Source organism: Aurantiacibacter sp. MUD11 (assembly GCF_026967575.1).
GTDB lineage: Bacteria > Pseudomonadota > Alphaproteobacteria > Sphingomonadales > Sphingomonadaceae > Alteraurantiacibacter.
Genome location: NZ_CP114054.1, coordinates 2625153 through 2646998 on the forward strand (window position 1 = coordinate 2625153; position 21846 = coordinate 2646998).

The window sequence follows — 21846 nt, forward strand, 5'->3', positions numbered from 1 at the left end:
CTGTCAGGCTTTCGGATGCGCCTCGATAATCACGAAGGCCTGTGCCCATGGGTGATCGTCGGTGAGGGTAAGGTGAATGGAGACAAGGTGATCCGGCGGGGTCAGTTCCTGCAGCCGCAAGGCCGCGCCGCCGGTAAGCGCGAGGGTGGGGGCGCCGCTGGGGGCGTTGATGACGCCGATGTCCTTCATGAATACGCCGCGCTTGAACCCGGTGCCGACAGCCTTGGAGAACGCCTCCTTGGCGGCGAACCGCTTGGCATAGGTGCCCGCCTGCGTGTGCGGGCGGCGCGCGGCCTTGGCATTCTCGATGTCGGTGAAGACGCGGTTGATGAACCGCTCGCCCCAGCGATCGAGCGAGTTCTGGATGCGCTCGATGTTACAGAGGTCGGAGCCGAGGCCGATGATCATCGCGCCAGGTCCATCAGTTCGCGCATCTTCAGCACCGCCGGTTCGAGGCCGCAGAAGATGGCCTCGCCGATCAGGTAATGGCCGATGTTCAGTTCCGCCAGTTGCGGGATCGCGGCAATCGGCTGGACGTTGTCGTAGGTCAGGCCGTGGCCGGCATGCGGCTCGATGCCGTTCTTGGCGGCCAGCGCGGCCATGTCGGCCACGCGCTTCAGTTCCCTGGCGACCCGCTCGCTGTCGCCGTCCAGCCCGGCATGGGCATATTCGCCGGTGTGGAATTCCACCACCGGCGCGCCAAGGCGCAGCGCGGCGTCGAGCTGGCGCTCGCTCGCCTCGATGAACAGCGAGACGCGGATGCCGGCATCCTGCAGGCGGCCGACGATGGGGGCGAGGTGGTTGTGCTGCCCGGCGGCATCCAGCCCGCCCTCGGTGGTGCGTTCCTCGCGCTTTTCGGGGACGATGCAGGCGGCGTGCGGCTTGTGGGCGAGGGCGATAGCCAGCATCTCCTCGGTCGCGGCCATTTCCAGGTTCAGCGGCAGGTCGGTCGCATCCTGGATGCGCCGCAAGTCCTCGTCGCGGATATGGCGGCGGTCTTCACGCAGGTGCGCGGTAATGCCGTCGCCGCCGCAGCGCGCCACGATCTCCGCCGCGCGCACCGGATCGGGATGGTCGCCACCGCGCGCGTTGCGGATGGTCGCCACGTGATCGATGTTCACGCCCAACCTGAGTCCATTGGGACGAAGCTTGTGGCTCATCGCTCTACTTCCGGCTGCCGGGCTTGGTGATCGGGATCGCGGCCAGTTCTGCCGGCACTTCGTCCTCCGCATAGGTTGGGAAGTCGATATCGATCAGCGGGAAGAACGGCACGCCAAGGTCGACAGAACCGCTGGAGCGGTCGACCAGCGCCACTTCGGCCAGCACTTCGCCGCCCTCGCGCGCCACGGCGGCAATCGCCTCGCGGCTGGACAGGCCGGTGGTGACCACGTCCTCCACCATCAGCACCTTTGCGCCCGGTTGCAGCGCGAATCCGCGTCGCAGGTGGAACTCGCCATCGGGGCGTTCGAGGAACATGGCATCGAGATTCAGCGCGCGGCCCATTTCATGGCCGATAATGATGCCGCCCATGGCAGGCGACACCACGACATCGAGCGAATCGAGGATCTCGCCGGGAATCAGTTGACCCAGCGCTTCGGCCAGTCGCGCGGCGCGATGCGGGTTCATCAACACCCGCGCGCATTGCAGATAGTGTCCCGAATGTCGGCCCGACGACAGCTTGAAGTGGCCTTCCAGCAATGCACCGCTGGCGCGAAATTCCTTGAGGACCTCGTCCTGAGTCATGCCTTTGTCGGGGCCTTTCCTATGGCAAGTGCTGCGGGTCGGCCACGGTTTGGACCAAAGCCCGCATTGATGGTTTTTGAGCGGCGTGGAAAAAAGTCCCTAGTTGCGCTTGAGGCATGGGGCAAGCGCGCGTATAGGCGCGGCGCAGGCGGCCTCTCGTGGCCGAATGGGCCTTCGTGCCCGGGACAGAAAATGGAAAGCATTGACGCGATGATTTTCGGCGTATTTGCCCGCAAGACACTCAATCTGATGGCCGGCCTGGCACTTGGCCTGTCGGCGCTTGCTCAGCCCGCGCTGGCGCAGGAAGCTGCCGAGACGGAAGCCGTGGCTGAAGCAGCCGCCGCTGCCGAGGCACCCGCTTTCGAGCACTATGGTCCGGACATGATCAAGGGCCAGCCCGTTGATCGCGGCCTGACCTTCCAGCCGCAGTTCACCGAGAACGGTGAATATGCGCTGTGGATGCACGATGCGATCCTGCTGCCGATCATCACCGTGATCAGCCTGTTCGTGCTGGCACTGCTGCTGTGGGTCATCGTGCGCTACAACAAGCGCGCCAACACGGTGCCTTCCAAGACCAGCCACAACACCCTGATCGAGGTCATCTGGACCGTGATCCCGGTGCTGATCCTGGTGGTCATCGCCGTCCCGTCGATCACGCTGCTGGCGCGCCAGTACCAGTCGCCGCCGGAAGACGCGATCACCATCAAGGCCAACGGCTACCAGTGGTACTGGGGCTACGAATATGTCGACAACGGCGGTTTCGAGGTGATCTCGAACATGCTCGACGAGAGCGAGGCGCTGGATGCCGGTGAGCCGCACCAGCTGGCCGTGGACAACCGCATGGTCGTCCCCGTCGGCGTGCCGATCCGCCTGCAGACCTTCGGTGCCGACGTGATCCACTCGTTCGGCATCCCCTCGCTGTGGTTCAAGCTCGACGCCGTCCCGGGTCGCATCAACGAGAAGATGCTGACCATCGAGGAGCCGGGCATCTACTACGGCCAGTGCATGGAGCTGTGCGGTGCCCGCCACGGTTACATGCCGATCGCCATCGAGGCGCGTCCGCTGGAAGAGTTCAACGCCTGGGTGCAGAGCCAGCCGGGCGGCATGACCCGCGCGCAGATCGAGGCCGAGGCAGCTGCTGCCGCGGCTCCGGCCGAAGCTAACGAAGCAGCGGAAGAAGCAGCCGACGAAGCTGCCGCCACCGCCGCCTGATTACCTGATTTAGACTGACGATAAGGTTCGCTGACAATGGCTACCACCGCTGAAGGTTTCGACGCCCACCACGAAGACGCGCACCACGATGCCGATCACAAGCCCGGCTTCTTCGCGCGCTGGTTCATGTCGACCAACCACAAGGACATCGGCACGCTCTACCTGATCTTCGCGATCATCGCGGGTATCATCGGTGGCGCCATTTCCGGCTTCATGCGCGCAGAGCTGGGCGCGCCCGGCCTGCAGGTCATGGGCGAGCTGGTGAACATGCTGGGCGGTGACGGCTCCAGCTTCGACCAGCAGGGCCACATGTGGAACGTGCTGATCACGGCGCACGGCCTGATCATGGTGTTCTTCATGGTCATGCCGGCCATGATCGGCGGCTTCGGCAACTGGTTCGTGCCGCTGATGATCGGCGCGCCGGACATGGCGTTCCCGCGCATGAACAACATCAGCTTCTGGCTGACCGTTGCCGGCTTCCTGTCGCTGCTGTTCTCGATGTTCGTGCCGGGCGGCACGGGCCTGGGCGCCGGCGTCGGCTGGACCGTCTACGCCCCGCTGTCGACCAGCGGCGCCGTCGGCCCGGCCGTCGACTTCGCGATCTTCTCGCTGCACCTTGCCGGTGCCGGCTCGATCCTGGGCGCGACCAACTTCATCACCACCATCTTCAACATGCGTGCGCCGGGCATGACCCTGCACAAGATGCCGCTGTTCGTGTGGTCGGTGCTGGTTACCGCCTTCCTGCTGCTGCTGGCGCTGCCGGTGCTGGCTGCCGCCATCACCATGCTGCTGACCGACCGCAACTTCGGCACGACCTTCTTCGATGCCGCCGGTGGCGGTGACCCGGTCCTGTACCAGCACCTGTTCTGGTTCTTCGGCCACCCCGAAGTATACATCATGATCCTGCCGGGCTTCGGCATGATCTCGCAGATCGTGGCGACCTTCAGCCGCAAGCCGGTGTTCGGCTACCTCGGCATGGCCTACGCCATGGTCGCCATCGGCGTCGTCGGCTTCATCGTTTGGGCGCACCACATGTATACCGTCGGCCTCGACGTGAACACGAAGATGTACTTCACCGCGGCCACCATGGTCATCGCGGTGCCCACCGGCATCAAGATCTTCAGCTGGATCGCCACCATGTGGGGCGGCTCCATCGAGTTCAAGTCGCCGATGGTCTGGGCCATGGGCTTCATCTTCCTGTTCACCGTGGGCGGCGTGACCGGCGTCGTGCTCGCCAATGGCGGCGTCGACGACAACCTGCACGACACCTACTACGTGGTGGCGCACTTCCACTACGTGCTGTCGATGGGTGCGGTGTTCTCGATGTTCGCCGGCTGGTACTACTGGTTCCCGAAGATGTCCGGCCGCTGGCACTCGGAATTCCTGAGCCACCTGCACTTCTGGACGTTCTTCGTCGGCGTGAACGTGATCTTCTTCCCGATGCACTTCCTTGGCCTGCAGGGCATGCCGCGCCGCTATCCGGACTTCACGGCTGCCTACGCCTACTGGAACGAAATCGCGACGATCGGCTACATGATCATGGCCGGCTCGATGGTGATCTTCTTCGTGAACATCGCCTACGCCTTCATCGCCGGCAAGAAGGCCGCGGGCAACTACTGGGGCGAGGGTGCGACCACGCTCGAGTGGAGCCTGTCCAGCCCGCCGCCGTTCCACCAGTTCGAAACGCTGCCGGTGATCGAAGACCACCACAGCGCTGACGACCACATCAGCGAGAAGCCCGCTACCGCGTAACCGCGCGGGCCCTCGCTCAAACGGAAAACGGGGAGGGGGCGCGCCGGAGACGGGGCGCCCCTTCTCATATCGAGACTGACACCAAGTGACCGCAACCGCCGCCCCTGCTGCAACCCAATTGCCCGCCGAGTGGCGCGATTTCTTCGCGCTGACCAAGCCGCGGGTGATGAGCCTGGTGGTCTTCACCGGCCTCTGCGGCCTGTTGGCGGCGCCCGGTGCGATTCACCCGGTCCTTGGCTTCACCACCATCCTGTGCATCGCCATGGGCGCCGGTGGCGCTGCGGCGCTCAACCAGTGGTGGGAAAGTGACATCGACGCCAAAATGAAGCGCACCTCCAAGCGTCCGCTGCCTGCGGGCCGGATGCGCCGCGAGGATGCGCGCGACTTCGGCATGCTGCTGTCGGGCGCATCGGTGATGATCATGGGGCTGGCCATCCACTGGCTGCCCGCGCTCGTGCTGGCGCTGTCGATTGCCTACTACGCGGTGATCTATACCATGTGGCTGAAACCGCGCACGCCACAGAACATCGTCATCGGCGGCGGGGCCGGGGCCTTTCCCCCGCTGATCGGCTGGATCGCGGTCACCAACGAAATCACCGCGATGCCGTTGCTGCTGTTCGCGATCATCTTCATCTGGACGCCGCCGCACTTCTGGGCGCTCGCCCTGTTCGTGAAGACCGACTACGCCGAGGCCGGCATCCCGATGATGCCGGTGGTGAAGGGCGAGAAGTCCACCCGCCGCCAAGTGCTCTACTACTCGGTCGCACTGCTGGTTACGGCGCTGCTGCCCTGGGCCATCGGCGGCACCGGCGCCATCTACGGCGTGTCGGCCCTGGTCCTTTCTGCCGTGTTTGTGGCGCTGTCTGTTCCGGTAGGCTTGCGCAGCACGGTAGCGGACGATTCGATGAAGCCGGAGAAGCGCCTGTTCGCCTATTCGGTGCTCTACCTGTTCGCCCTGTTTACCGCGCTTGTCGCAGATCGCATGGTGCTGTCATGACGCCTGAAGAAGAGAAAGAGTTCATCCGCCGCCGCAAGGTGCGCAATGTCGTGATCGGGCTGATCCTGTTCGGCTTCGTCGCGCTGTTCTATGCCATCACCATCGTGAGGATGGGCGACTGATGGCAAGCGCAGCAACTCTCGAACACCGCAACCGTCGCACCATGCTGGTCGCTTTCGGCATCGCCCTGGGCATGCTGGGGCTCGGCTATGCGGCCGTCCCGCTCTACGACCTGTTCTGCCGCGTCACCGGCTTCGGCGGCACCACCCAGGTCGCCACCGAGGCGGAGGCCAGTCTGGCAGAACGCATGGCGGCGAGTGCCGGCGGGGTGACCTATTCGATCCGCTTCGACGCCAACACCTCGCGCGACATGCCGTGGGAGTTCAAGCCGGTGCAGGTGACCGACCGGGTCGCCATCGGCCAGCGCGACATGGCCTTCTACACCGCGCGCAACAATTCCAGCATTCCCGTAACCGGCACGGCCACCTTCAACGTGGAGCCGGAACAGGCGGGTCGCTACTTCAACAAGATCCAGTGCTTCTGCTTCACCGAGCAGACGCTGCAGCCCGGCGAAGAGATCCGCATGCCGGTGCTCTATTTCGTCGACCCGGCGGCGCTGGACGATCCGAACATGGAGGGGGTCGAGCAGATCACCCTGTCCTATACCTTCCATCGTGCGCCCGAGCAGCCGGAATTGCCGCAGGAAAGCGGCAGCTAGGCTCTGGACCCGGACGCGCCCACGCATTACAGGCCCTTCGAACCCGAATATCAGGCCCCAGAATCAGGATATCATCATGGCCGGTTCCAAGAACCACGATTTTCACATTCTCGCTCCCGACATCTGGCCGCTGGTGGGTGCCTTTTCGGCACTGACCTTCACCACCGGCATGGTGATGTTCATGCACGCGGACGAAGGCGTTTTCGGTGAAGGCCTGTGGCGCGTCGTGCTCGGCCTCGGCATCGCCGGCCTGATTGCCACCTTCTTCGGCTGGTTCTCGAAGGTCGTGAACGAAGCGCAGAGTGGCGACCACACCCCGGTCGTGCAGCTGCACATGCGTTACGGCATGATCCTGTTCATCGCTTCGGAAGTGATGTTCTTCGTCGGCTGGTTCTGGTCCTGGTTCGATTTCGCGCTGTTCCCCGCCCCGATCCAGGCAATGGGCGACGGCGTGTGGCAGAACCTGATCGGTCAGGAAGGCGCCGCTGCCCTGGCGAACTTCCCGCCCGACGGCGTGCGAGTGCTCGACGCTTTCGACTTGCCGCTGCTCAACACCCTGATCCTGCTGTGCTCGGGCACCACCGTGACCTGGGCGCACCACAGCCTGATCAACGGCGACCGTGACGGCCTGAAGAAGGGCCTGTGGCTCACCGTCGCGCTGGGCGTGCTGTTCACCGCCATTCAGGCCTACGAGTACAGCCACGCCAGCTTCGGCTTCGGCGGCAACAACTACTCCTCGGCCTTCTACATGGCGACCGGCTTCCACGGCTTCCACGTGCTGGTCGGCACGATCTTCCTGATCGTCTGCCTGCGTCGCGCCTACCTCGGCCACTTTACGCCCAAGCAGCACTTCGGCTTCGAGGCCGCTGCCTGGTACTGGCACTTCGTCGACGTCGTCTGGCTGTTCCTGTTCGTGACCGTCTACGTCTGGGGCGGCTGGGGCGCCGAAATCGGCCACTAAGCCAGTCCGTGACCGAATTACCGGACACCACGAAGGGGCGGCCCGCCATGCGCGAGGCCGCCCTTTTCGGTTCTTGCCCACGCTGCGGTGCGCGCACGCTGTTCGACGGCTGGATCGCCTTTGCCGACAGGTGCCGCGCCTGCGGGCTGGAGTACGCCAAGTTCAATGTTGGCGACGGCCCGGCTGCCTTCCTGACGCTGGGCATCGGCACGATAATCGTCGCACTGGCACTGTGGCTGCAATTGGCGGTCGAGCCGGCATGGTGGGTGCACGTCATCCTGTGGGTGCCGTTGACCATTGTCGGCGTGCTTGCCGGACTGCGGGCCGCCAAGGCTTGGCTGCTCGTCGCGGAGTACCAGCGCCGCGCCGAGGAACACCGCCATGAAGGGAGCGACCTGACATGACCCGCCGCATTCCGATCATCCCAACGATCTTCGTCATGGCCGCCGCCGCCACCATGGTGGCGCTGGGCGTGTGGCAGCTGGGCAGGGCGGATTGGAAGGCAGGGCTGCTGGACCGCTACGCGGCGGCAGCGAACGATCCGCAAACGGTCGCCTGGCCGCAGAACGAGGCCCAGGTCGAAGAACGCCTGTTCCAGCGGAGCAACCTGCGCTGCGACCGGGTCGTTGCCATCAATGGCATCGCGGGTCGTTCCGCTTCAGGCCAGCAAGGCTGGATGCAGCTTGCCACATGCGCCATTTCCGGCGGTGGCGAAGGCGAGGTTGCCCTTGGCTGGTCCTCCCGACCGGACCTGGTTTCCTGGGACGGAGGAGTGGTTGAAGGCGTCCTGGCGCCGTCTCCTGCCGGCGCGCGCATCATTGCCGAGCCGCCGGTCGCCGGCCTCGAACCGCTCGCCAGGCCCGACCCCAGCGACCTGCCCAACAATCACCTCGCCTATGCCGGGCAGTGGTTCTTCTTCGCGCTGACCGCGCTGGTGATCTACTGGCTGGCCCTGCGGCGGCGCTGGCGCGATGGTGACGCGGAAGGCTGAAACGCCTCCCGCAAACAACAGCTTTCTTGCGGCCCGCGCATGCTGGCGCTACGCCGCGCGCCGACATGAAGTACATTTCCACCCGTGGCAGCGCGCAGGCGCTCGATTTCGAAGGCGTTACTCTGGCCGGCCTCGCGTCCGACGGCGGCCTCTACGTGCCCGAAAGCTGGCCCCGCTTCACCGAGGCGGAGATCGCCGACATGGCGGGTCTCTCCTATGTCGAGCTGGCCGTGCGGGTGATGTCGCCCTTCGTCGCTGGGTCGCTGACCGAAGACGAGCTGCGCGACCTGTGCACGCGCGCCTACGGCCGTTTCAGCCACGTCGCCGTGACCCCGCTGGTGCAGCTGGACCAGCAGCACCAGCTGCTCGAGCTGTTCCACGGCCCCACGCTGGCCTTCAAGGACGTGGCGCTGCAACTGCTCGGCCGCCTGTTCGAACACTTCCTGCAGAAGCGCGACGATCACCTGACCATTGTCGGCGCAACCAGCGGCGATACCGGCAGCGCGGCCATCGATGCCGTGGCGGGGCGTGAGCGGGTCGATATCTTCATGCTGCACCCCAGGGGCCGGGTCAGCGACGTGCAGCGTCGCCAGATGACCACGGTGCGTGCGCCCAACGTCCACAATCTCGCGATCGAAGGCAGCTTCGACGACGCGCAGGCCATGGTGAAGCGCATGTTCGTGGACCAGGCGATGACGGGCAAGTATCGCATCACCGCAGTCAACTCGATCAACTGGGCGCGGCTGATGGCGCAGGTGGTCTACTACTTCGCCAGCGCGCTGCAGCTGGGCGCGCCGCACCGCAAGGTCGCCTTCAGCGTGCCGACGGGCAATTTCGGCGATGTCTTCGCCGGCTATGTCGCGGCGCAGATGGGCCTGCCGGTCGAGCGGCTGATCGTGGCAACCAACGTCAACGACATCCTCCACCGTGCGCTGTCCACCGGCGACTATTCGGCGGGCACGGTCACGCCCACGGCTGCGCCGAGCATGGATATCCAGGTTTCCTCCAACTTCGAACGCCTGCTGTTCGACCTTGGCGGCCGCGACGGTGCCGCCATGGCCGAGCAGATGCGCGGTTTCGAGGCGACCAAGGCCATGCAGCTGACCAATGCCCAGCGCGAAGGCGCGGCAGCGCTGTTCTCCAGCGCGCGCGTCGATGCCGAGGCCATGGCACGCGCCATGAGCTGGACCTACGAGAACTGCGGCGAGGTGCTCGACCCGCACACCGCCATCGGCTTGCACGCTGCGCGCGAGGCAGGCGTCGATGCGGCCATCCCCGTGGTGACGCTGGCTACCGCTCATCCGGCCAAGTTCAGCGACGCGGTGGAGCGCGCCACCGGCGTGCGTCCGGCGCTGCCTTCGCGCATCGGCGACCTGTTCGAACGCAGCGAGAGCTTCGCCGAACTGCCCGGCGAATACGACGCCGTGGCGGCCTACGTCTCGCAGCACGGCACGCCCAGCGCCTGATGGCAGAGCTGGTCCGCGATCCGGTAGTCATGATCGGCGAGGGCTGGGCCGACTACGGCCTGGTCGATAGCGGACATGGCCGCAAGCTGGAACGCTATGGCAGCCGCCGCTTCATCCGCCCCGAACCGCAGGCCATGTGGTCTCCGCGGGAAGCCAACTGGCAAGCCGACGGAGAATTCGTGCCCGGCAGCGACGAGGACGGCGGCGGCCGCTGGCAGTTCACCGGCGACGTGCCGAGCGATGGCTGGCCGCTGGCCTGGGAAGAGGTGAAGTTTACCGCCCAATGCACACCTTTCCGCCACCTCGGTTTCTTCCCCGACATGGCACCCGTCTGGCACTGGATGCGCGGTCAGCTTGATGGCCGCGAGGATGCGCAGACGCTGAACCTGTTCGGCTATACCGGCGTCGGTTCGCTGGCGCTGAGCAAGTGCGGCCCCGTCACCCATGTCGATGCCAGCAAGAAATCGGTGGCGCAGGCGCGCGAGAACGCCGCGCTTTCCGGGATGGAAGATCGCCCGATCCGCTGGCTGGTCGACGATGCCGCCAAGTTCACCGCGCGTGAAGTGCGGCGCGAGCGGCGCTATGACGGGATCATCCTCGATCCGCCCAAGTTCGGACGCGGGCCGAAGAATGAGACCTGGCGCATCGAGGAAGGGCTGCCCGGCCTGATCGCCGATTGCCGCCAGCTGCTCGATGCTGACAGCCGGTTCCTGTTCCTGACGGTCTATGCCGTGCGGATGAGCTCGCTCGCCATCGGCGGCCTGCTGGCAGAGGCCCTTGACGGGCTGCCGGGCGAGGTCGAGCACGGCGACCTGGCCGTGCGCGAGGATGGCGAGAACGGCCGCCTGCTACCCACCGCGATCTTCGCGCGGTGGAGCAATCCAGCCTAGCCGCGCGGCATGTCCGCCAGGAAATCGCGGATGCGTGCGGCGTTGTAACCCACGTCACTCACGCCCACGCGGCTGACGCTGCGCATGTCCACGCGGGTGGAGCCGTCGGCAATCGGTGTCACTTCCACGATCACGTCGTCATAGAAACGCACGTAGCCAGCGGTTGCAGTCGCCTCCAGCTTGCCCGCCTCGGCATCGTAGCTGGCAATTTCCCAGCCACGGTCCTCGGCCAGGGCCTGCGCGCTAGCCAGCACCTCTTCCGGCGGAGCGGAGATCACGATCGGCTGCACGTCGGCATAGGCACCTTCGTGGAAGGCGCGCCATTCCTCCTGGCTGAAGGGGCCGGTGCTGACCGGCACGTCAACATCCAGCACGGTGAACTGCGGCGGATCGTCGAGGTCGGTGGTCACGTCGTGGATGGGCGGCACGTTGCCTGCGGGGATGATCAGCATGGAATAGACGGCAAAGGCCATGGCAATCGACAGCACCGTGCCCGCCAGCAGCTTCTTAGTCGGCCCGACTTTCTTCACCAGCGCATAGATCAGCGCGACGCCGCCGATGATCGTCAGCGCGCGGGCGGGGTTGAGCGCCATGGCGAAGGGGATGAAGCCCGATAGCTTGTCGATCATGTCGAACCGCGCAAGCGTGGCGGCGATCAGCACGATCGCCACCATCAGCACTGCGCCGCCTAGCACGAAGTTGCCGATCCAGCGGATGAACTTGTTCTGAGCTTTCGGCGTCGTCGCCGTTGCTTCGATTGCGGCCATGATTGGCTCCCTTTCCCTGACTGACGACAGGAGTGCCCTTAAACCGGGGCAATCGTCAACTGCGACCAAAGGTCCATGGTCGCTGGCAGGTTTGGTTCGTTGACTGTGTCTGTTTTCTTGTAAAACGCGTCGCAGGCTGTAATCACGCGCCGCATATGGCCGATAGCCTTCATCTCGAACTCGTCGACTTCGTGCACATGGTGCACACCGGCATCTATTCCGAAGAGACCGGCCAGCCGCAGCCGCTGCGCTTCACCGTGCGCGTCAAGCTGAAGGTGGAACGGCATTACGATGCCGACACGCCGCTAGATGCCAGCAAGAACTACATGGACCTGAAGTTCGCCTGCTCGGAAGCGCTGGGCGACCGGCACTACAAGCTGATCGAGGCGGTGGCGGACCATGTCTGCGAGACGCTGTTCCTGCAGGACGAGCGGGTCGAGGAGATCAGCGTGAAGATCGTCAAGCTGGCGCTGAGCGAGGCGGACGAGGAAATCGGCATCACCTTGGTGCGGGAGCGCAAGTGAGCGAGCTGGCCCGCATAGAGGCGCGATCGCTGCCCGATGGCCCGCTGGATGCGGCGGCGGCGTTCCATGCGCGTATCGTTCCCGCGGCACGGAAGGCCTCGGCCGATCACGACATTGTCGTGCTGTTCGATCCCGCCGGGCACGAGCATCAAGGCTGGCGCAAGGCTGCGGTCGAGGAACTGGCGCGCGAGGCCGCGCCCTGCCGCGTGAACGGCGTGGTCGGTGCTGCCGACGCCGCGCTGGACGAAGTATGCGTCTATCTGGCCGCAGCCCCCGGCGTTACCGGGCAAGTGCTGGCCGTAGCGGACACAAGCGACTAGATTGGCCCCATGTCCTGTTCCCAGCCCCTCGTAGACGCCTTCCAGCGCCGCATTTCCTACCTGCGGCTGTCAGTGACGGATCGCTGCGACCTGCGCTGTTCCTACTGCATGCCGGAGCGCATGACCTTCCTGCCCAAGAAGGAAGTGTTGAGCCTGGAAGAGCTGCACAAGCTGGGCCTCGCCTTCATCGAACGCGGTATCACCAAGATCCGCCTGACGGGTGGCGAGCCGCTGGTGCGTCGCGACGTGATCGAGCTGGTCCAGGCCCTGGGCCGCAAGCTGGGTAACGGGCTGGACGAGTTGACGCTCACCACCAACGGCACCCGGCTGGAAGAATTTGCGGGCGACCTGTTCGAGGCCGGCGTGCGCCGCGTGAACGTCTCGCTCGACACGATGGACGGCGCGCTGTTCGAACAATTGTCTCGCCGCGACCGACTGCTTCCCGTGCTGCGCGGCATCGCCGAGGCCAAGCGCGTCGGCCTGCAGGTGAAGATCAACACCGTGGCGCTGAAAGGCCTCAACGAGGAGGAAATCCCCTTCCTCGTCGAATGGGCCGGCACCAACGGCCACGACATGACGCTGATCGAGGTGATGCCGCTGGGCGAGGTCGATGGCGAGCGCGTCGACCACTACCTGCCGCTGCCGGCCGTGCGCGACGTGCTGGAAACGCGGTTCACGCTCACCGACATCGATCATTCGACGGGCGGCCCGGCGCGCTATGTCCGGGTGGAGGAAACCGGCGGTCGGCTGGGCTTCATCACCCCGCTCACCAACAATTTCTGCGCCAGCTGCAACCGCATCCGCGTGACCGCGACCGGCCAGCTCTACGCCTGTCTCGGCGGGGCGGAGAAGGTGGACCTGCGCGCCGCGCTGCGCTCCGAAGCGCCTGACGCCAACGTCGCCGCCGCGCTGGACGAGGCCATGCGAATCAAGCCCGAGCGCCACCATTTCCGCATCGAGAAGGGCGCTGCCCCGGCGCAGCCGCGCCACATGTCGATGACGGGCGGCTGATGGCGGTCACCGTCGTCTTCCTCGGCAAGCTGGCTGACATTGCCGGCGAGAGCGAGCGCGAAGTCACCGCTCCGCTCCACTGGGCGGATCTTGCGCAGGCACTGGGCGAGGACATTGCGCAGGCAGCTGGTGACGAACGCACCAAGCTGGCGCTCAACGGCGCCGTGCTGGCGGACAAGACCGCGCTGGCCGCGCAGGATGGCGACGAGGTGGCGCTGCTCCCGCCCGTCAGCGGAGGCTGACATGGCGATCACCGTCAAGCTGCTCGACCAGCCGTTCAACCCCGGCGAGTTCGTCGGCCCGTTCACCAATGCCCATCCCGGCCTTGGCGGCGTGTGCACCTTCGTTGGCGAAGTGCGCGGCGAGGACGATGTCGAGGCGCTGGAACTGCTGCATTACGAGCGCATGACCCTGCCGGGCATGCAGCAGCTGGCAGAGCAGGCGGCGGACCGATTCGGGCTGATGGGCCTGCTGATGGTGCACCGCCACGGCGTGATGCGTCCCGGAGAACCGATCGTGCTCGTATCAGCCTGCGCCCGGCACCGGCGCGGGGCGATCGACGCGGTCGATTTCTGCATGGATCACCTGAAATCCAACAGCTGGTTCTGGAAGCGCGAGCAGCGCAGCGACGGCTGGCACTGGATCGAACCGCGCGCGGATGACCACAAGGACCTGGCCCGCTGGGCCATTTGATCGAGGTCAAGGCAGCCCGGTCCGATTCGCGGCATCTCCTTTCGCACAGGAAGGAGCCCCAACATGGCCGAACAACTTACCCGCGAGCAGATTGCCCAGCACGCCGACATTCACATTGACGCGCCGCGCGTTGCCGCGCCCGTCGACCGCACTTTCGAACTGCCCAAGGGGCTCTACATCGGAACGGTGGGCCTCTACCTCGGCTTCATCGCCATGCTGGCGGTGACCTTCGCCCATCCCGAGCTGACCATCCTCGCGGTGATCTTCGCACTTTCCGTTATCGCCGGTTTCGGCCTGCCGCTCGTCTGGACGCGTCTCGCACCCCAGACGAAGAGCAAGTCCAAGACCTGGGGCCGTTTTCAGCAGGAAGGCGTCATGACCGCATCTGGCCGCGCCAGTGCCCGTGATGCCACGGTGCAGGTGATGATCCTGCCTGTACTCATCTTCCTGTGGGGGGTGTGCGTGGTGGCAATTGCTGCCTTGGTCTGATCGTCTCCCGACCTAGACCGAACCCTCCAGGCGCGCGGGGTCGAGCAATTCGATCCCGCGCGCTCCGTCGCGCTTGATCGCCCCTTCGCGTTCGAGCGATGTTAGCGCCCGGCTGACCGTCTCGATCGTCAGGCCCAGCATGCTGGCCATTTCGCCGCGCGTCAGCGGCAATTCGAATTTCTGGCTGGGGTGGCACGGCGAATCGCTCGCCGCCTGTGCCAGCGCCAGCAGGAAGGTGCCGACCTGCTCGGTCGCGCTGCGGCCGGAGCCCAGCGCCAGCAACTGCCGCGCCCAGTAAAGGTCTTCCTGCGAACGACGCAGCAGGGCACGCGTCAGGTCGGGATAGGTCTCCAGCGCGCGTTCCATATCGGCCCGGGCGAAGACGCACAGCTTGGTCTTGGTCAGCGCCACCACGTCATGCGCGGCGAAGGGAGCGAACATCTCGCCCACGAAGCCGGCAGGGTGGATCAGCGCCAGGATCCGCTCGTTGCCTTCCTCGTCGTAGGAACAGACCTTCAGTGCGCCGCTGAGCAGGGTAGCACAGACAGTGTCTTCGTCGCCGGCGGCGAACAGCACTTCCCCGCGGGAAAGCTCGCGCGTGCGCCCGGCCTTCGCCAGCGCGTCACGCTCATCTTCGGAAAGAACCGAGCAGGCGGCGCTATCGCGCACGGGACAGGAAGCACAGGCCAAGCTCATGATGTGAGTAACTCCAGCAGCGAATCGACCACCGCATCTTGCTCGGCGAGCAAGCTGCCGATTTCCGCGTGAGTAGCCTCAATCTCTTCAATATGCACGGAATCTGACATTGCGCTGACAAAAATCCGGTCGATGTCGGCCATCGCAATCGTCGTCCGGCTGCGTCGCGCCTCCAGGTCCGCGATGGCAACCTGCGCGCGGGCCCAGCCGTCGCTGCCATGCTCGGCCCCGGCCGCCGCGACGACGGTCGATCGGGCCGCAGGCGCCGCTTCGAGGAATTCGGCATGAGCCGAGCGCGCGTCGGCTGCCAGCTGCTGCAACTGTTCGATGGTGGCGGGCGCAGGGGCGGGTGGCGGAGGCGGCGGCGCCGGCTCCACCTCCATCGTCCCCGTAACGCGCTCTATGTCGCGCACCGCCAGCGACGGGTACTCGTCACGCGGCGCGGCACAGGCGGCAAGCGGCACCATGGTAAGGACGAAAAGCGGGCGCAGCGGTTGTCTCATGCGGCTTTTGCCCTACATTCCCTCGCACGGGCTTTCCAGCATGCATTTTGGCTGACTTTCGGCCAATCTCTTGGTTGACAGTCTCGGGTGCTTCGCCTAACGGCTGCGCTCTCTACGGTGCCCTGTGGGCGCCTTTTTTGTCGTTGCTGCGCATTGGCGCTGGATTGGTTTCCAGGGTTGGGGTGCAGGGTAAGACACCAGAAGAAACGGATTTGAGCACCATGTTCGCAGTAGTGCGCACGGGCGGCAAGCAGTATCGCGTCGCCGAAGGAGACAAGATCGCAGTCGAGAAGCTGGCTGGTGAGGCCGGTGACACGATCGTGCTGGACGATGTCCTGCTGGCCGGTGAAGGCGACAAGATCGCCGATGCCGCCAAGGTCACCGTGTCGGCGGAAGTGATCGCCCAGGCGAAGAGCGAGAAGGTTACGGTCTTCAAGAAGCGCCGTCGTCACAACTATCGCCGCAAGAACGGCCACCGCCAGCAGATGACGCTGCTGCGCATCACCGCCGTTGGCGAAGGCAAGAAGGCTCCGGCCAAGAAGGCCGCCGCTCCGAAGAAGGACACTTCCGAAGAGAAGGCCGCGCCGAAGGCGCACAAGGCTGCTCCGGTGAAGGAAGCCGCTGGCGCCGCCAAGGCCACTGCCAAGAAGGCTCCGGCCAAGAAGCCGGCCGCCAAGAAGGAAACCGCTGCGGCCAAGAAGCCCGCCGCAAAGAAGGCAGCGCCGAAGAAGGCCGCCGCCAAGAAGCCCGCCGCCAAGAAGACGGCTGACAAGGAATAATCCGGCCCAAGTGCCCTTTGGCCCGGATGCATACGGAGTAAGACGCAATGGCACATAAGAAAGCAGGCGGTTCATCGCGTAACGGTCGCGATTCAGCCGGCCGTCGCCTTGGTGTGAAGAAGTTCGGCGGTCAGGACGTGATCGGCGGCAACATTATCGTGCGTCAGCGCGGCACGAAGTTCTACCCGGGTGCCAATGTCGGCATGGGTAAGGACCACACGCTGTTTGCGCTGACCGAAGGCGTCGTCCGTTTCCACGACGGCAAGCTCGGCCGCAAATACGTCTCGGTCGACGCGATGGCGGAAGCCGCCGAATAACCGGATGACCAGATAAAGGGGTCATCCACCGGGATGGCCCCTTCCGGACACCACAGGTCCGGAAATTCGGAAGGAGATGGGGCCGCCCCGTCTCCTTTTTTGATTCTCCTTCCGAAAAACTGCCTCGCCGTCATCGCGAGGTCAGACCGGAGGCCCACTGGAGGCGGGCACCCGGCCCATGGGGAGAATAACAATGTTCATGCGTACCGAGCGGCTGTTCCTGCGGCCCCTGTTCCCCGAAGACTGGCGCGAGATCTATCGCGGCATCGCCGATTTCGGCGTTGTCAGCATGCTGGCGCGCGCGCCGTGGCCCTATCGCCCGGCCGATGCCGTCGCCTTTGCCCGCAAGCCGGTCCCCAACGGTGCGCTGAAGTTTGCCATCACTCTGCCCGAACTGTCCGGCGCGCCGCTGATCGGCATGATCGGGATTGAGCCGATGGACGATAGTGGCCACGAGCTGGGCTACTGGATCGGGCACAAGTGGCAGCGGCGCGGCTACGCGACCGAGGCCGCCAAGGGCGTGCTCGAGATTTCCGATACGCTGGGTATCGAGCGGGTCGAGGCCGGCCACTACCTGGAGAATGCCGCCAGCGGAAAGGTGCTGCGCGCCGCCGGTTTCGTGGAAACGGGCGAAGTGCGGCCGACCTCGTGCCTGGCGCGGGGTGGCGAGCTGGTGCTCGCCCGGCGCTACGAGCGCCTCAATCCGGCTTGTGTCGAACGGGTGACCGACCAGGCAGCCTGATCGGGTGTGCCGTGCCTGCTATTCGGCGGGCACGGCCTCCATGTTGGCGGCTGCATAGGCGCTGTCGTGCAGCTGGATCAGCTCGCGGTCGTCGTGGTCCCACGGGTGGAAACCGGGGCGGAAGTACGACAGCCAGGCCGGGAAGATCCGCCGGAGCATGCCGGGCTTGCCGAGAAGGTAGGCGAACAGCTTCCAGCGGGCGGACAAGCCGGTGATGCCGTCCTGCTCCATCAGTTCCAGCGAATCGCGCACGCGGTTGCGCAGGAAGCGGGCCGTGGTCTTCAGCATCACCAGCGTGCGGACCATGTACCGCTTGCGGTCGGTCCAGTCGCGGGTGGCGTGGTTCCAGGTATCGAAGGCGACGCCCTTGTGCTCGATTTCCTCGGCAGCGTGCCAGCGCCACAGTTCGGGATCGCCGATCCCGTCGGACACGATGCTGTCCGGGTCGGTGAGGAAGAGGTGGGCGATGATGGCGGTGAAGTGTTCCAGCGCGATGGTAATCGCCAGGGTGACGATGCGCGGGGCGTCCAGCGCCTCGTCCGCCAGCGCGTTCACGCGCCGCTCCACATTGGTAACGTCGTAACCGGCTTCCACCGCAGCGCGGTTGAAGGCGATGTGTTCGCGGGTGTGGTTCACTTCCTGCTTGATGAACTCGCGGATTTCGCCCGCCAGGCGTTCGGGGGTGCCGTCGCGGTGGGCCTTCACGGCCTCGATGAACATGGCCTCGCCGCGCGGGAAGGAGGCGGATAGCGCCAGGAACCAGGCTGCGGCGACAGGGTCCTTGCCCTTCTTGCGCTGCACGTTGCGGCCGAAGCGACGGTCTCGCGCATGGAGCACAATTTCCGCGGGGCTTGCCTTGGGAGGTGTGTTTGCGGTCATATCATGGTCCGAATCAGCCTTGTCCCTCGTGACCTATGTGAGAGAAACTTACACTAATGTCAATAAGGAAGCGCCTCAGCCCAGAGGAAAGCCGCGCGGTTGCGCTGGAGGCGGCGCGGGCGCTGCTGATCGAAACCGGTCCGCAGAGCGTCACCTTGAAGGCGGTTGCCGGGCGAATCGGACGCACCCACGCCAACCTGTTGCACCACTTCGGATCGGCCTCGGGCTTGCAGAAGGAACTGGCGCGCCACCTCGCGCAGACGGTCTGCGACACCATCGGCGAGGCGGTGCGGGCGACCCGTGCGGGCATCGGCAGTCCCCGCGAAGTGGTGGACCTGACCTTCGACGCTTTCGGGCGCGAGGGCGGCGGGCCGCTGGCAAGCTGGATGCTGGCCTCGGGTAACGAGGATGCGCTCAACCCGATCGTCGAGACGATTCACGAACTGGTCGACGACCTCGCCCCGGAAGAGGCACAGCACGACGCCAAGCTGTCGATGCATGAAACGACGTTCACCCTGGTGCTGCTGGCACTGGGAGACGCGCTGATGGGTGAGCAGCTGGCCGAATCGCTGAACGTGGATCGCATGGCCGCGCGCGACCGGGCAGAGGCGATGCTGGTGGCCTCGCTCAAGGAAAGCGGGCTGCTGGCCTAGAGCTCGAGCCAGGCGGGCTTGAGGTCCGCCGGAATGTCATCCACCCGCAGGTGGTCCACGGCGAGGCCCAGTTCGGGATAGGCGACCTTGCGGCGCTTCTCTTCCGAACGATCGAGCGGCACGATCACCAGCCGGCGATTGACCTTCTGCCGCCAGTTCATCCGCGCCGTGTTCTCCTGCCCGATGTAGCAACCCTTGGTGAAGCTGACGCCGTTCAGTTCCACGGCATTGGTTTCCAGCCACAATATGTCGGCCAGCTCCGTGTGCCCCTCGGGCACGCCGAGCGCGAGTCGATGGGACTGCCATGCGTGGTCGGCGGCTTCTCCTGCTTCGGTGGACAGCCACCGATGCCCGAGCGCGGCAAGGCGCGGATCGGCGGCGGCGCCTTCGCGCGGCTCTGCCTGCCAGTGCACCTTCAGCGAATCGTCCACGGCAATCGCCAGCTTGCGGCGCAGGCGGTAGAGCGAGAGGCGCTTCACCAGGTCCTCGGCCTGGTCCGCCTCGCAGTCGAGCAGCAGGTCCGCCCCGTCGCGCCACACGATCATGTCGAACATGGTCTTGCCCTGTGCGGTCAGCAGCGCGGCATAGCCGGGCAAGTCGCCGGTCACGTCATTGGTGAGCAGGCCTTGCAGGAAGGCGGCGGGATCTTCCGTCTGGTCGGTGGCGGACACGCGCACCACGGCGCGGCTGGTGAGGCAGGTTGAACTCATGGGTGACAGATAGGACGGCGCGCGCCATAGGCAAACCATGACTGACAGCCTGACGATCCGCCGCCCCGACGACTGGCACGTGCACCTGCGCGACGGTGCCATGCTGGAAGCCGTGGCGGGCCATACCGCGCGGCAGTTCGCCCGCGCCATCGTGATGCCGAACCTCACCCCGCCGGTGACGACCGTTGCCGCGGGTGAAGCCTATCGCCAGCGTATCATGGCCGCACTTCCGGCTGGCGCCGACTTCACCCCGCTGATGACCTGCTACCTCACCGACAATACCGACCCGGAAGAGGTGCGGCGCGGGTTCCAGCAGGGGGTGTTCACCGCCTGCAAGCTCTACCCGGCCGGGGCGACAACCAATTCGGACAGTGGCGTCACCGATATCGCCAATATCCGCGGTGTGCTGGAAGTGATGGCGGAGATCGGCATGGTCCTGTGCGTCCATGGCGAGGTGACCAGCGCCGACATCGACATCTTCGACCGCGAGGCCGTGTTCATCGAACGCATCCTCAAGCCGCTGATCGCCGAGCTGCCGCAGCTGAAGGTGGTCTTCGAGCACATCACCACCAGCGAGGCGGTCGATTTCGTGACCGGCGCGCCTGACAATGTCGCAGCGACGATCACCCCGCAGCACCTGCACATCAACCGCAACGCCATGCTGGTCGGTGGCATCCGTCCGCACGCCTATTGCCTGCCCGTCGCCAAGCGCGAGGCGCACCGGCTGGCGCTGCGCAAGGCAGCGACCAGCGGCAGCTCCAAGTTCTTCCTCGGCACCGACAGCGCGCCGCACGCGCGCGAGGCCAAGGAAAGCGCCTGCGGCTGCGCGGGCATCTTCAACGCGCCCTTCGCGCTGGAAAGCTATCTCGCCGTCTTCGAGGAAGAGGGCGCCATCGAGCATTTCGAGGGCTTTGCCAGCCTGCACGGACCGCGCTTCTACGGCCTGCCGGTGAATGAAGCGCAGGTGACGCTGGAGAAGGTGGAGACACAAGTGCCCGCCGCGCTGCCCGGTCCGGATACGCAACTGGTGCCCTTCCATGCGGGCGAGAGCCTGCGCTGGCGCTTCGTCGGCTAGGTCGGGACGACGTTCTTCGCGGTGCGCCGTGCGCCGCGCCACATGTCCCAGGTAAACAGCGCAATCGCCAGCCAGATCAGCACGAAGCAGATCAGCTGCGCGGGCTTCAGATCCTCGCCGAACACGGTCAGGCCGAGGATGAAGATCGCCGTGGGCGAGAGGAACTGCAGGAAGCCGATCACGGTGTAGGGCAGGGCGCGCGTGGCCGTGGCGAACAGGATCAGCGGGATCGCCGTCAGCGCGCCGGAGAAGACAATTGCCAGGCTTTCGACCAGTTCGCGGCCCAGCGTGATCCCATTGCCGGACACACCCTCCCAGGTGAGGTAACCCGCCACCAGTGGCAGCAGGATCGTCCCCTCGATTGTCAGGCCGACCAGCGGTCCGGCGTTCACCGTCTTGCGCAGCAGGCCGTAGATGCCGAAGGTGATTGCCAGCGTCAGGCTGACCCACAGCGTGGTCAGCGCCCCGGCGGCCAACGCCGCGACGCCGATGGCGGCCATGACCACGGCGGCCTGCTGCCAGCGGGACAGGCGTTCGCCCAGGAACAGCATGCCCAGCACCATCATCACCAGCGGCAAGATGTAATAGCCGAGGCTGGCGGCGTAGACGTGGTGTGTCTGGATCGCCCAGACATAGAGGAACCAGTTGATCGCGATCATGCACGAACTGGCGAGCAGCGTGCGGAGCGTGCGGCGATCCTTCACGGTGCGCCGCACTTCCGCAAACTGGCCGAACCGCCAGAGGAACAGCAGGCAGACGGGCAAGGTGAACAGCGTGCGCCATGCCACGAATTCGAGCGGCGGCACTTCGTCCACAAGAATAAGGTAAAGCGGCAGGCCGCCCCAGATCGCATGCGTCGCCAAGGCACATAACAAGGCACGACGTTGGCTGACCGATTCTTCTGTCATCTTGCCCAATCAGCCCCTTTTGGAAAATTTAATTAAACTTTTCCGGTGGT

Annotated in this window: 30 protein-coding genes; 21 read left to right on the top strand and 9 right to left on the bottom strand. The window is 65.4% G+C overall.

Features of this window, described 5'->3' with window-relative positions; all coding sequences use genetic code 11:
• Positions 1-3: 3 nt before the first annotated feature.
• The 3 genes from acpS to pyrE are packed head-to-tail and all read right to left on the bottom strand — an operon-like array spanning position 4 to position 1743.
• Positions 4-408, bottom strand: coding sequence for a holo-ACP synthase (gene acpS, locus OZN62_RS13000; protein ID WP_269100297.1), 405 nt, complete (start codon positions 406-408; stop codon positions 4-6).
• A complete protein-coding gene (locus tag OZN62_RS13005) occupies positions 405-1160 on the bottom strand; it encodes a pyridoxine 5'-phosphate synthase (RefSeq protein WP_269100298.1) in 756 nt (251 codons plus the stop codon). The genes acpS and OZN62_RS13005 overlap by 4 nt, the downstream gene beginning before the upstream one ends.
• Positions 1161-1164: 4 nt before the next feature.
• Positions 1165-1743, bottom strand: a complete 579-nt coding sequence (gene pyrE / locus OZN62_RS13010) for an orotate phosphoribosyltransferase (RefSeq protein WP_269100299.1) — start codon at positions 1741-1743, stop codon at positions 1165-1167.
• Positions 1744-1935: 192 nt separating this feature from the next.
• Here pyrE and coxB point away from each other — a divergent pair, with 192 nt between their 5' ends.
• The 10 genes from coxB (at position 1936) to OZN62_RS13060 (ending at position 10730) form a co-directional block, all read left to right on the top strand.
• Entirely contained in the window at positions 1936-2955 is a 1020-nt protein-coding gene (gene coxB / locus OZN62_RS13015) for a cytochrome c oxidase subunit II (protein WP_269100300.1), read from the top strand.
• 36 nt (positions 2956-2991) lie between these two features.
• Complete coding sequence (ctaD, locus tag OZN62_RS13020) at positions 2992-4707, top strand: cytochrome c oxidase subunit I (RefSeq protein ID WP_269100301.1); 1716 nt, start codon at positions 2992-2994, stop codon at positions 4705-4707.
• 85 nt (positions 4708-4792) lie between these two features.
• Entirely contained in the window at positions 4793-5704 is a 912-nt protein-coding gene (locus tag OZN62_RS13025; protein WP_269100302.1) for a heme o synthase, read from the top strand.
• Positions 5701-5826, top strand: coding sequence for a hypothetical protein (locus OZN62_RS13030; protein WP_269100303.1), 126 nt, complete (start codon positions 5701-5703; stop codon positions 5824-5826). Before OZN62_RS13025 ends, OZN62_RS13030 begins: the two co-directional genes overlap by 4 nt.
• On the top strand, positions 5826-6422 hold the full coding sequence (locus OZN62_RS13035; protein ID WP_269100304.1) for a cytochrome c oxidase assembly protein: 597 nt from the start codon (positions 5826-5828) through the stop codon (positions 6420-6422). Before OZN62_RS13030 ends, OZN62_RS13035 begins: the two co-directional genes overlap by 1 nt.
• 76 nt (positions 6423-6498) lie before the next feature.
• Positions 6499-7383: a cytochrome c oxidase subunit 3 gene (locus OZN62_RS13040; protein ID WP_269100305.1), complete on the top strand. Its 885-nt coding sequence runs from the start codon at positions 6499-6501 to the stop codon at positions 7381-7383.
• Between the two features lie 47 nt (positions 7384-7430).
• Positions 7431-7787, top strand: a complete 357-nt coding sequence (locus OZN62_RS13045) for a DUF983 domain-containing protein (RefSeq protein ID WP_269100306.1) — start codon at positions 7431-7433, stop codon at positions 7785-7787.
• On the top strand, positions 7784-8374 hold the full coding sequence (locus OZN62_RS13050; RefSeq protein ID WP_269100307.1) for an SURF1 family cytochrome oxidase biogenesis protein: 591 nt from the start codon (positions 7784-7786) through the stop codon (positions 8372-8374). Before OZN62_RS13045 ends, OZN62_RS13050 begins: the two co-directional genes overlap by 4 nt.
• Before the next feature lie 65 nt (positions 8375-8439).
• Positions 8440-9840 carry a threonine synthase gene (gene thrC, locus OZN62_RS13055; protein WP_269100309.1) on the top strand — a complete coding sequence of 467 codons (1401 nt, stop codon included), beginning with the start codon at positions 8440-8442 and terminating at the stop codon, positions 9838-9840.
• Complete coding sequence (locus OZN62_RS13060) at positions 9840-10730, top strand: class I SAM-dependent methyltransferase (RefSeq protein WP_269100310.1); 891 nt, start codon at positions 9840-9842, stop codon at positions 10728-10730. Before thrC ends, OZN62_RS13060 begins: the two co-directional genes overlap by 1 nt.
• Here the strand turns inward: OZN62_RS13060 and OZN62_RS13065 are convergent.
• Positions 10727-11497 carry a DUF1499 domain-containing protein gene (locus tag OZN62_RS13065; protein WP_269100311.1) on the bottom strand — a complete coding sequence of 257 codons (771 nt, stop codon included), beginning with the start codon at positions 11495-11497 and terminating at the stop codon, positions 10727-10729. The genes OZN62_RS13060 and OZN62_RS13065 overlap by 4 nt on opposite strands.
• A 155-nt stretch (positions 11498-11652) precedes the next feature.
• On the opposite strand from OZN62_RS13065, the gene OZN62_RS13070 reads away from it, so the two are divergent.
• From OZN62_RS13070 to OZN62_RS13095, 6 genes are all read left to right on the top strand, one after another.
• A complete protein-coding gene (locus OZN62_RS13070; protein ID WP_269100312.1) occupies positions 11653-12021 on the top strand; it encodes a dihydroneopterin aldolase in 369 nt (122 codons plus the stop codon).
• Positions 12018-12341 carry a Rossmann fold domain-containing protein gene (locus tag OZN62_RS13075; protein ID WP_269100313.1) on the top strand — a complete coding sequence of 108 codons (324 nt, stop codon included), beginning with the start codon at positions 12018-12020 and terminating at the stop codon, positions 12339-12341. Before OZN62_RS13070 ends, OZN62_RS13075 begins: the two co-directional genes overlap by 4 nt.
• Positions 12342-12350: 9 nt before the next feature.
• Positions 12351-13352, top strand: coding sequence for a GTP 3',8-cyclase MoaA (gene moaA, locus OZN62_RS13080; protein ID WP_269100314.1), 1002 nt, complete (start codon positions 12351-12353; stop codon positions 13350-13352).
• Complete coding sequence (locus OZN62_RS13085) at positions 13352-13594, top strand: MoaD/ThiS family protein (RefSeq protein ID WP_269100315.1); 243 nt, start codon at positions 13352-13354, stop codon at positions 13592-13594. Before moaA ends, OZN62_RS13085 begins: the two co-directional genes overlap by 1 nt.
• Position 13595: 1 nt before the next feature.
• Positions 13596-14045 (top strand): molybdenum cofactor biosynthesis protein MoaE, encoded by a 450-nt coding sequence (locus OZN62_RS13090; RefSeq protein ID WP_269100316.1) that lies wholly within the window; start codon positions 13596-13598, stop codon positions 14043-14045.
• 63 nt (positions 14046-14108) lie between these two features.
• A complete protein-coding gene (locus OZN62_RS13095; RefSeq protein WP_269100317.1) occupies positions 14109-14534 on the top strand; it encodes a hypothetical protein in 426 nt (141 codons plus the stop codon).
• A gap of 12 nt (positions 14535-14546) precedes the next feature.
• Here the strand turns inward: OZN62_RS13095 and OZN62_RS13100 are convergent, their stop codons facing one another.
• Positions 14547-15203, bottom strand: coding sequence for a Crp/Fnr family transcriptional regulator (locus OZN62_RS13100; protein ID WP_269100318.1), 657 nt, complete (start codon positions 15201-15203; stop codon positions 14547-14549).
• 23 nt (positions 15204-15226) lie between these two features.
• On the bottom strand, positions 15227-15733 hold the full coding sequence (locus tag OZN62_RS13105) for a hypothetical protein (RefSeq protein WP_269100319.1): 507 nt from the start codon (positions 15731-15733) through the stop codon (positions 15227-15229).
• Positions 15734-15954: 221 nt separating this feature from the next.
• Between OZN62_RS13105 and rplU the strand changes: the two genes are divergently transcribed.
• The 3 genes from rplU to OZN62_RS13120 all read left to right on the top strand — a co-directional run bounded on the left by rplU (position 15955) and on the right by OZN62_RS13120 (position 17571).
• On the top strand, positions 15955-16512 hold the full coding sequence (gene rplU / locus OZN62_RS13110; RefSeq protein ID WP_269100320.1) for a 50S ribosomal protein L21: 558 nt from the start codon (positions 15955-15957) through the stop codon (positions 16510-16512).
• Between the two features lie 47 nt (positions 16513-16559).
• Entirely contained in the window at positions 16560-16829 is a 270-nt protein-coding gene (rpmA, locus tag OZN62_RS13115; protein ID WP_269100321.1) for a 50S ribosomal protein L27, read from the top strand.
• Positions 16830-17022: 193 nt separating this feature from the next.
• Positions 17023-17571 (top strand): GNAT family N-acetyltransferase, encoded by a 549-nt coding sequence (locus OZN62_RS13120; RefSeq protein ID WP_269100322.1) that lies wholly within the window; start codon positions 17023-17025, stop codon positions 17569-17571.
• A gap of 18 nt (positions 17572-17589) precedes the next feature.
• Here the strand turns inward: OZN62_RS13120 and OZN62_RS13125 are convergent, their stop codons facing one another.
• Positions 17590-18408, bottom strand: a complete 819-nt coding sequence (locus tag OZN62_RS13125) for a metal-dependent hydrolase (RefSeq protein ID WP_330848749.1) — start codon at positions 18406-18408, stop codon at positions 17590-17592.
• A 98-nt stretch (positions 18409-18506) separates the two neighbouring features.
• Between OZN62_RS13125 and OZN62_RS13130 the strand changes: the two genes are divergently transcribed.
• Positions 18507-19103, top strand: a complete 597-nt coding sequence (locus OZN62_RS13130; RefSeq protein ID WP_269100324.1) for a TetR/AcrR family transcriptional regulator — start codon at positions 18507-18509, stop codon at positions 19101-19103.
• On the opposite strand, the gene ygfZ is transcribed toward OZN62_RS13130, so the two are convergent.
• A complete protein-coding gene (ygfZ, locus tag OZN62_RS13135) occupies positions 19100-19813 on the bottom strand; it encodes a CAF17-like 4Fe-4S cluster assembly/insertion protein YgfZ (protein WP_269100325.1) in 714 nt (237 codons plus the stop codon). The two genes, OZN62_RS13130 and ygfZ, sit on opposite strands and share 4 nt — an antisense overlap.
• 37 nt (positions 19814-19850) lie before the next feature.
• Between ygfZ and pyrC the strand changes: the two genes are divergently transcribed.
• Complete coding sequence (pyrC, locus tag OZN62_RS13140; RefSeq protein ID WP_269100326.1) at positions 19851-20888, top strand: dihydroorotase; 1038 nt, start codon at positions 19851-19853, stop codon at positions 20886-20888.
• Here pyrC and rarD read toward each other — a convergent pair.
• Positions 20885-21796, bottom strand: coding sequence for an EamA family transporter RarD (gene rarD, locus OZN62_RS13145; RefSeq protein WP_269100327.1), 912 nt, complete (start codon positions 21794-21796; stop codon positions 20885-20887). The genes pyrC and rarD overlap by 4 nt on opposite strands.
• Between the last annotated feature and the right edge of the window lie 50 nt (positions 21797-21846).

What these genes read in the sequence shown, in the direction of transcription:
- acpS (WP_269100297.1), bottom strand. Translation starts at nt 408, where the DNA reads ATGATCATCGGCCTCGGCTCCGACCTCTGTAACATCGAGCGCATCCAG.
- OZN62_RS13005 (WP_269100298.1), bottom strand. Translation starts at nt 1,160, where the DNA reads ATGAGCCACAAGCTTCGTCCCAATGGACTCAGGTTGGGCGTGAACATC.
- pyrE (WP_269100299.1), bottom strand. Translation starts at nt 1,743, where the DNA reads ATGACTCAGGACGAGGTCCTCAAGGAATTTCGCGCCAGCGGTGCATTG.
- coxB (WP_269100300.1), top strand. Translation starts at nt 1,936, where the DNA reads ATGGAAAGCATTGACGCGATGATTTTCGGCGTATTTGCCCGCAAGACA.
- ctaD (WP_269100301.1), top strand. Translation starts at nt 2,992, where the DNA reads ATGGCTACCACCGCTGAAGGTTTCGACGCCCACCACGAAGACGCGCAC.
- OZN62_RS13030 (WP_269100303.1), top strand. Translation starts at nt 5,701, where the DNA reads ATGACGCCTGAAGAAGAGAAAGAGTTCATCCGCCGCCGCAAGGTGCGC.
- OZN62_RS13035 (WP_269100304.1), top strand. Translation starts at nt 5,826, where the DNA reads ATGGCAAGCGCAGCAACTCTCGAACACCGCAACCGTCGCACCATGCTG.
- OZN62_RS13040 (WP_269100305.1), top strand. Translation starts at nt 6,499, where the DNA reads ATGGCCGGTTCCAAGAACCACGATTTTCACATTCTCGCTCCCGACATC.
- OZN62_RS13045 (WP_269100306.1), top strand. Translation starts at nt 7,431, where the DNA reads ATGCGCGAGGCCGCCCTTTTCGGTTCTTGCCCACGCTGCGGTGCGCGC.
- OZN62_RS13050 (WP_269100307.1), top strand. Translation starts at nt 7,784, where the DNA reads ATGACCCGCCGCATTCCGATCATCCCAACGATCTTCGTCATGGCCGCC.
- thrC (WP_269100309.1), top strand. Translation starts at nt 8,440, where the DNA reads ATGAAGTACATTTCCACCCGTGGCAGCGCGCAGGCGCTCGATTTCGAA.
- OZN62_RS13060 (WP_269100310.1), top strand. Translation starts at nt 9,840, where the DNA reads ATGGCAGAGCTGGTCCGCGATCCGGTAGTCATGATCGGCGAGGGCTGG.
- OZN62_RS13065 (WP_269100311.1), bottom strand. Translation starts at nt 11,497, where the DNA reads ATGGCCGCAATCGAAGCAACGGCGACGACGCCGAAAGCTCAGAACAAG.
- OZN62_RS13070 (WP_269100312.1), top strand. Translation starts at nt 11,653, where the DNA reads ATGGCCGATAGCCTTCATCTCGAACTCGTCGACTTCGTGCACATGGTG.
- moaA (WP_269100314.1), top strand. Translation starts at nt 12,351, where the DNA reads ATGTCCTGTTCCCAGCCCCTCGTAGACGCCTTCCAGCGCCGCATTTCC.
- OZN62_RS13085 (WP_269100315.1), top strand. Translation starts at nt 13,352, where the DNA reads ATGGCGGTCACCGTCGTCTTCCTCGGCAAGCTGGCTGACATTGCCGGC.
- OZN62_RS13090 (WP_269100316.1), top strand. Translation starts at nt 13,596, where the DNA reads ATGGCGATCACCGTCAAGCTGCTCGACCAGCCGTTCAACCCCGGCGAG.
- OZN62_RS13095 (WP_269100317.1), top strand. Translation starts at nt 14,109, where the DNA reads ATGGCCGAACAACTTACCCGCGAGCAGATTGCCCAGCACGCCGACATT.
- OZN62_RS13105 (WP_269100319.1), bottom strand. Translation starts at nt 15,733, where the DNA reads ATGAGACAACCGCTGCGCCCGCTTTTCGTCCTTACCATGGTGCCGCTT.
- rplU (WP_269100320.1), top strand. Translation starts at nt 15,955, where the DNA reads ATGTTCGCAGTAGTGCGCACGGGCGGCAAGCAGTATCGCGTCGCCGAA.
- rpmA (WP_269100321.1), top strand. Translation starts at nt 16,560, where the DNA reads ATGGCACATAAGAAAGCAGGCGGTTCATCGCGTAACGGTCGCGATTCA.
- OZN62_RS13120 (WP_269100322.1), top strand. Translation starts at nt 17,023, where the DNA reads ATGTTCATGCGTACCGAGCGGCTGTTCCTGCGGCCCCTGTTCCCCGAA.
- OZN62_RS13130 (WP_269100324.1), top strand. Translation starts at nt 18,507, where the DNA reads ATGTCAATAAGGAAGCGCCTCAGCCCAGAGGAAAGCCGCGCGGTTGCG.
- ygfZ (WP_269100325.1), bottom strand. Translation starts at nt 19,813, where the DNA reads ATGAGTTCAACCTGCCTCACCAGCCGCGCCGTGGTGCGCGTGTCCGCC.
- pyrC (WP_269100326.1), top strand. Translation starts at nt 19,851, where the DNA reads ATGACTGACAGCCTGACGATCCGCCGCCCCGACGACTGGCACGTGCAC.
- rarD (WP_269100327.1), bottom strand. Translation starts at nt 21,796, where the DNA reads ATGACAGAAGAATCGGTCAGCCAACGTCGTGCCTTGTTATGTGCCTTG.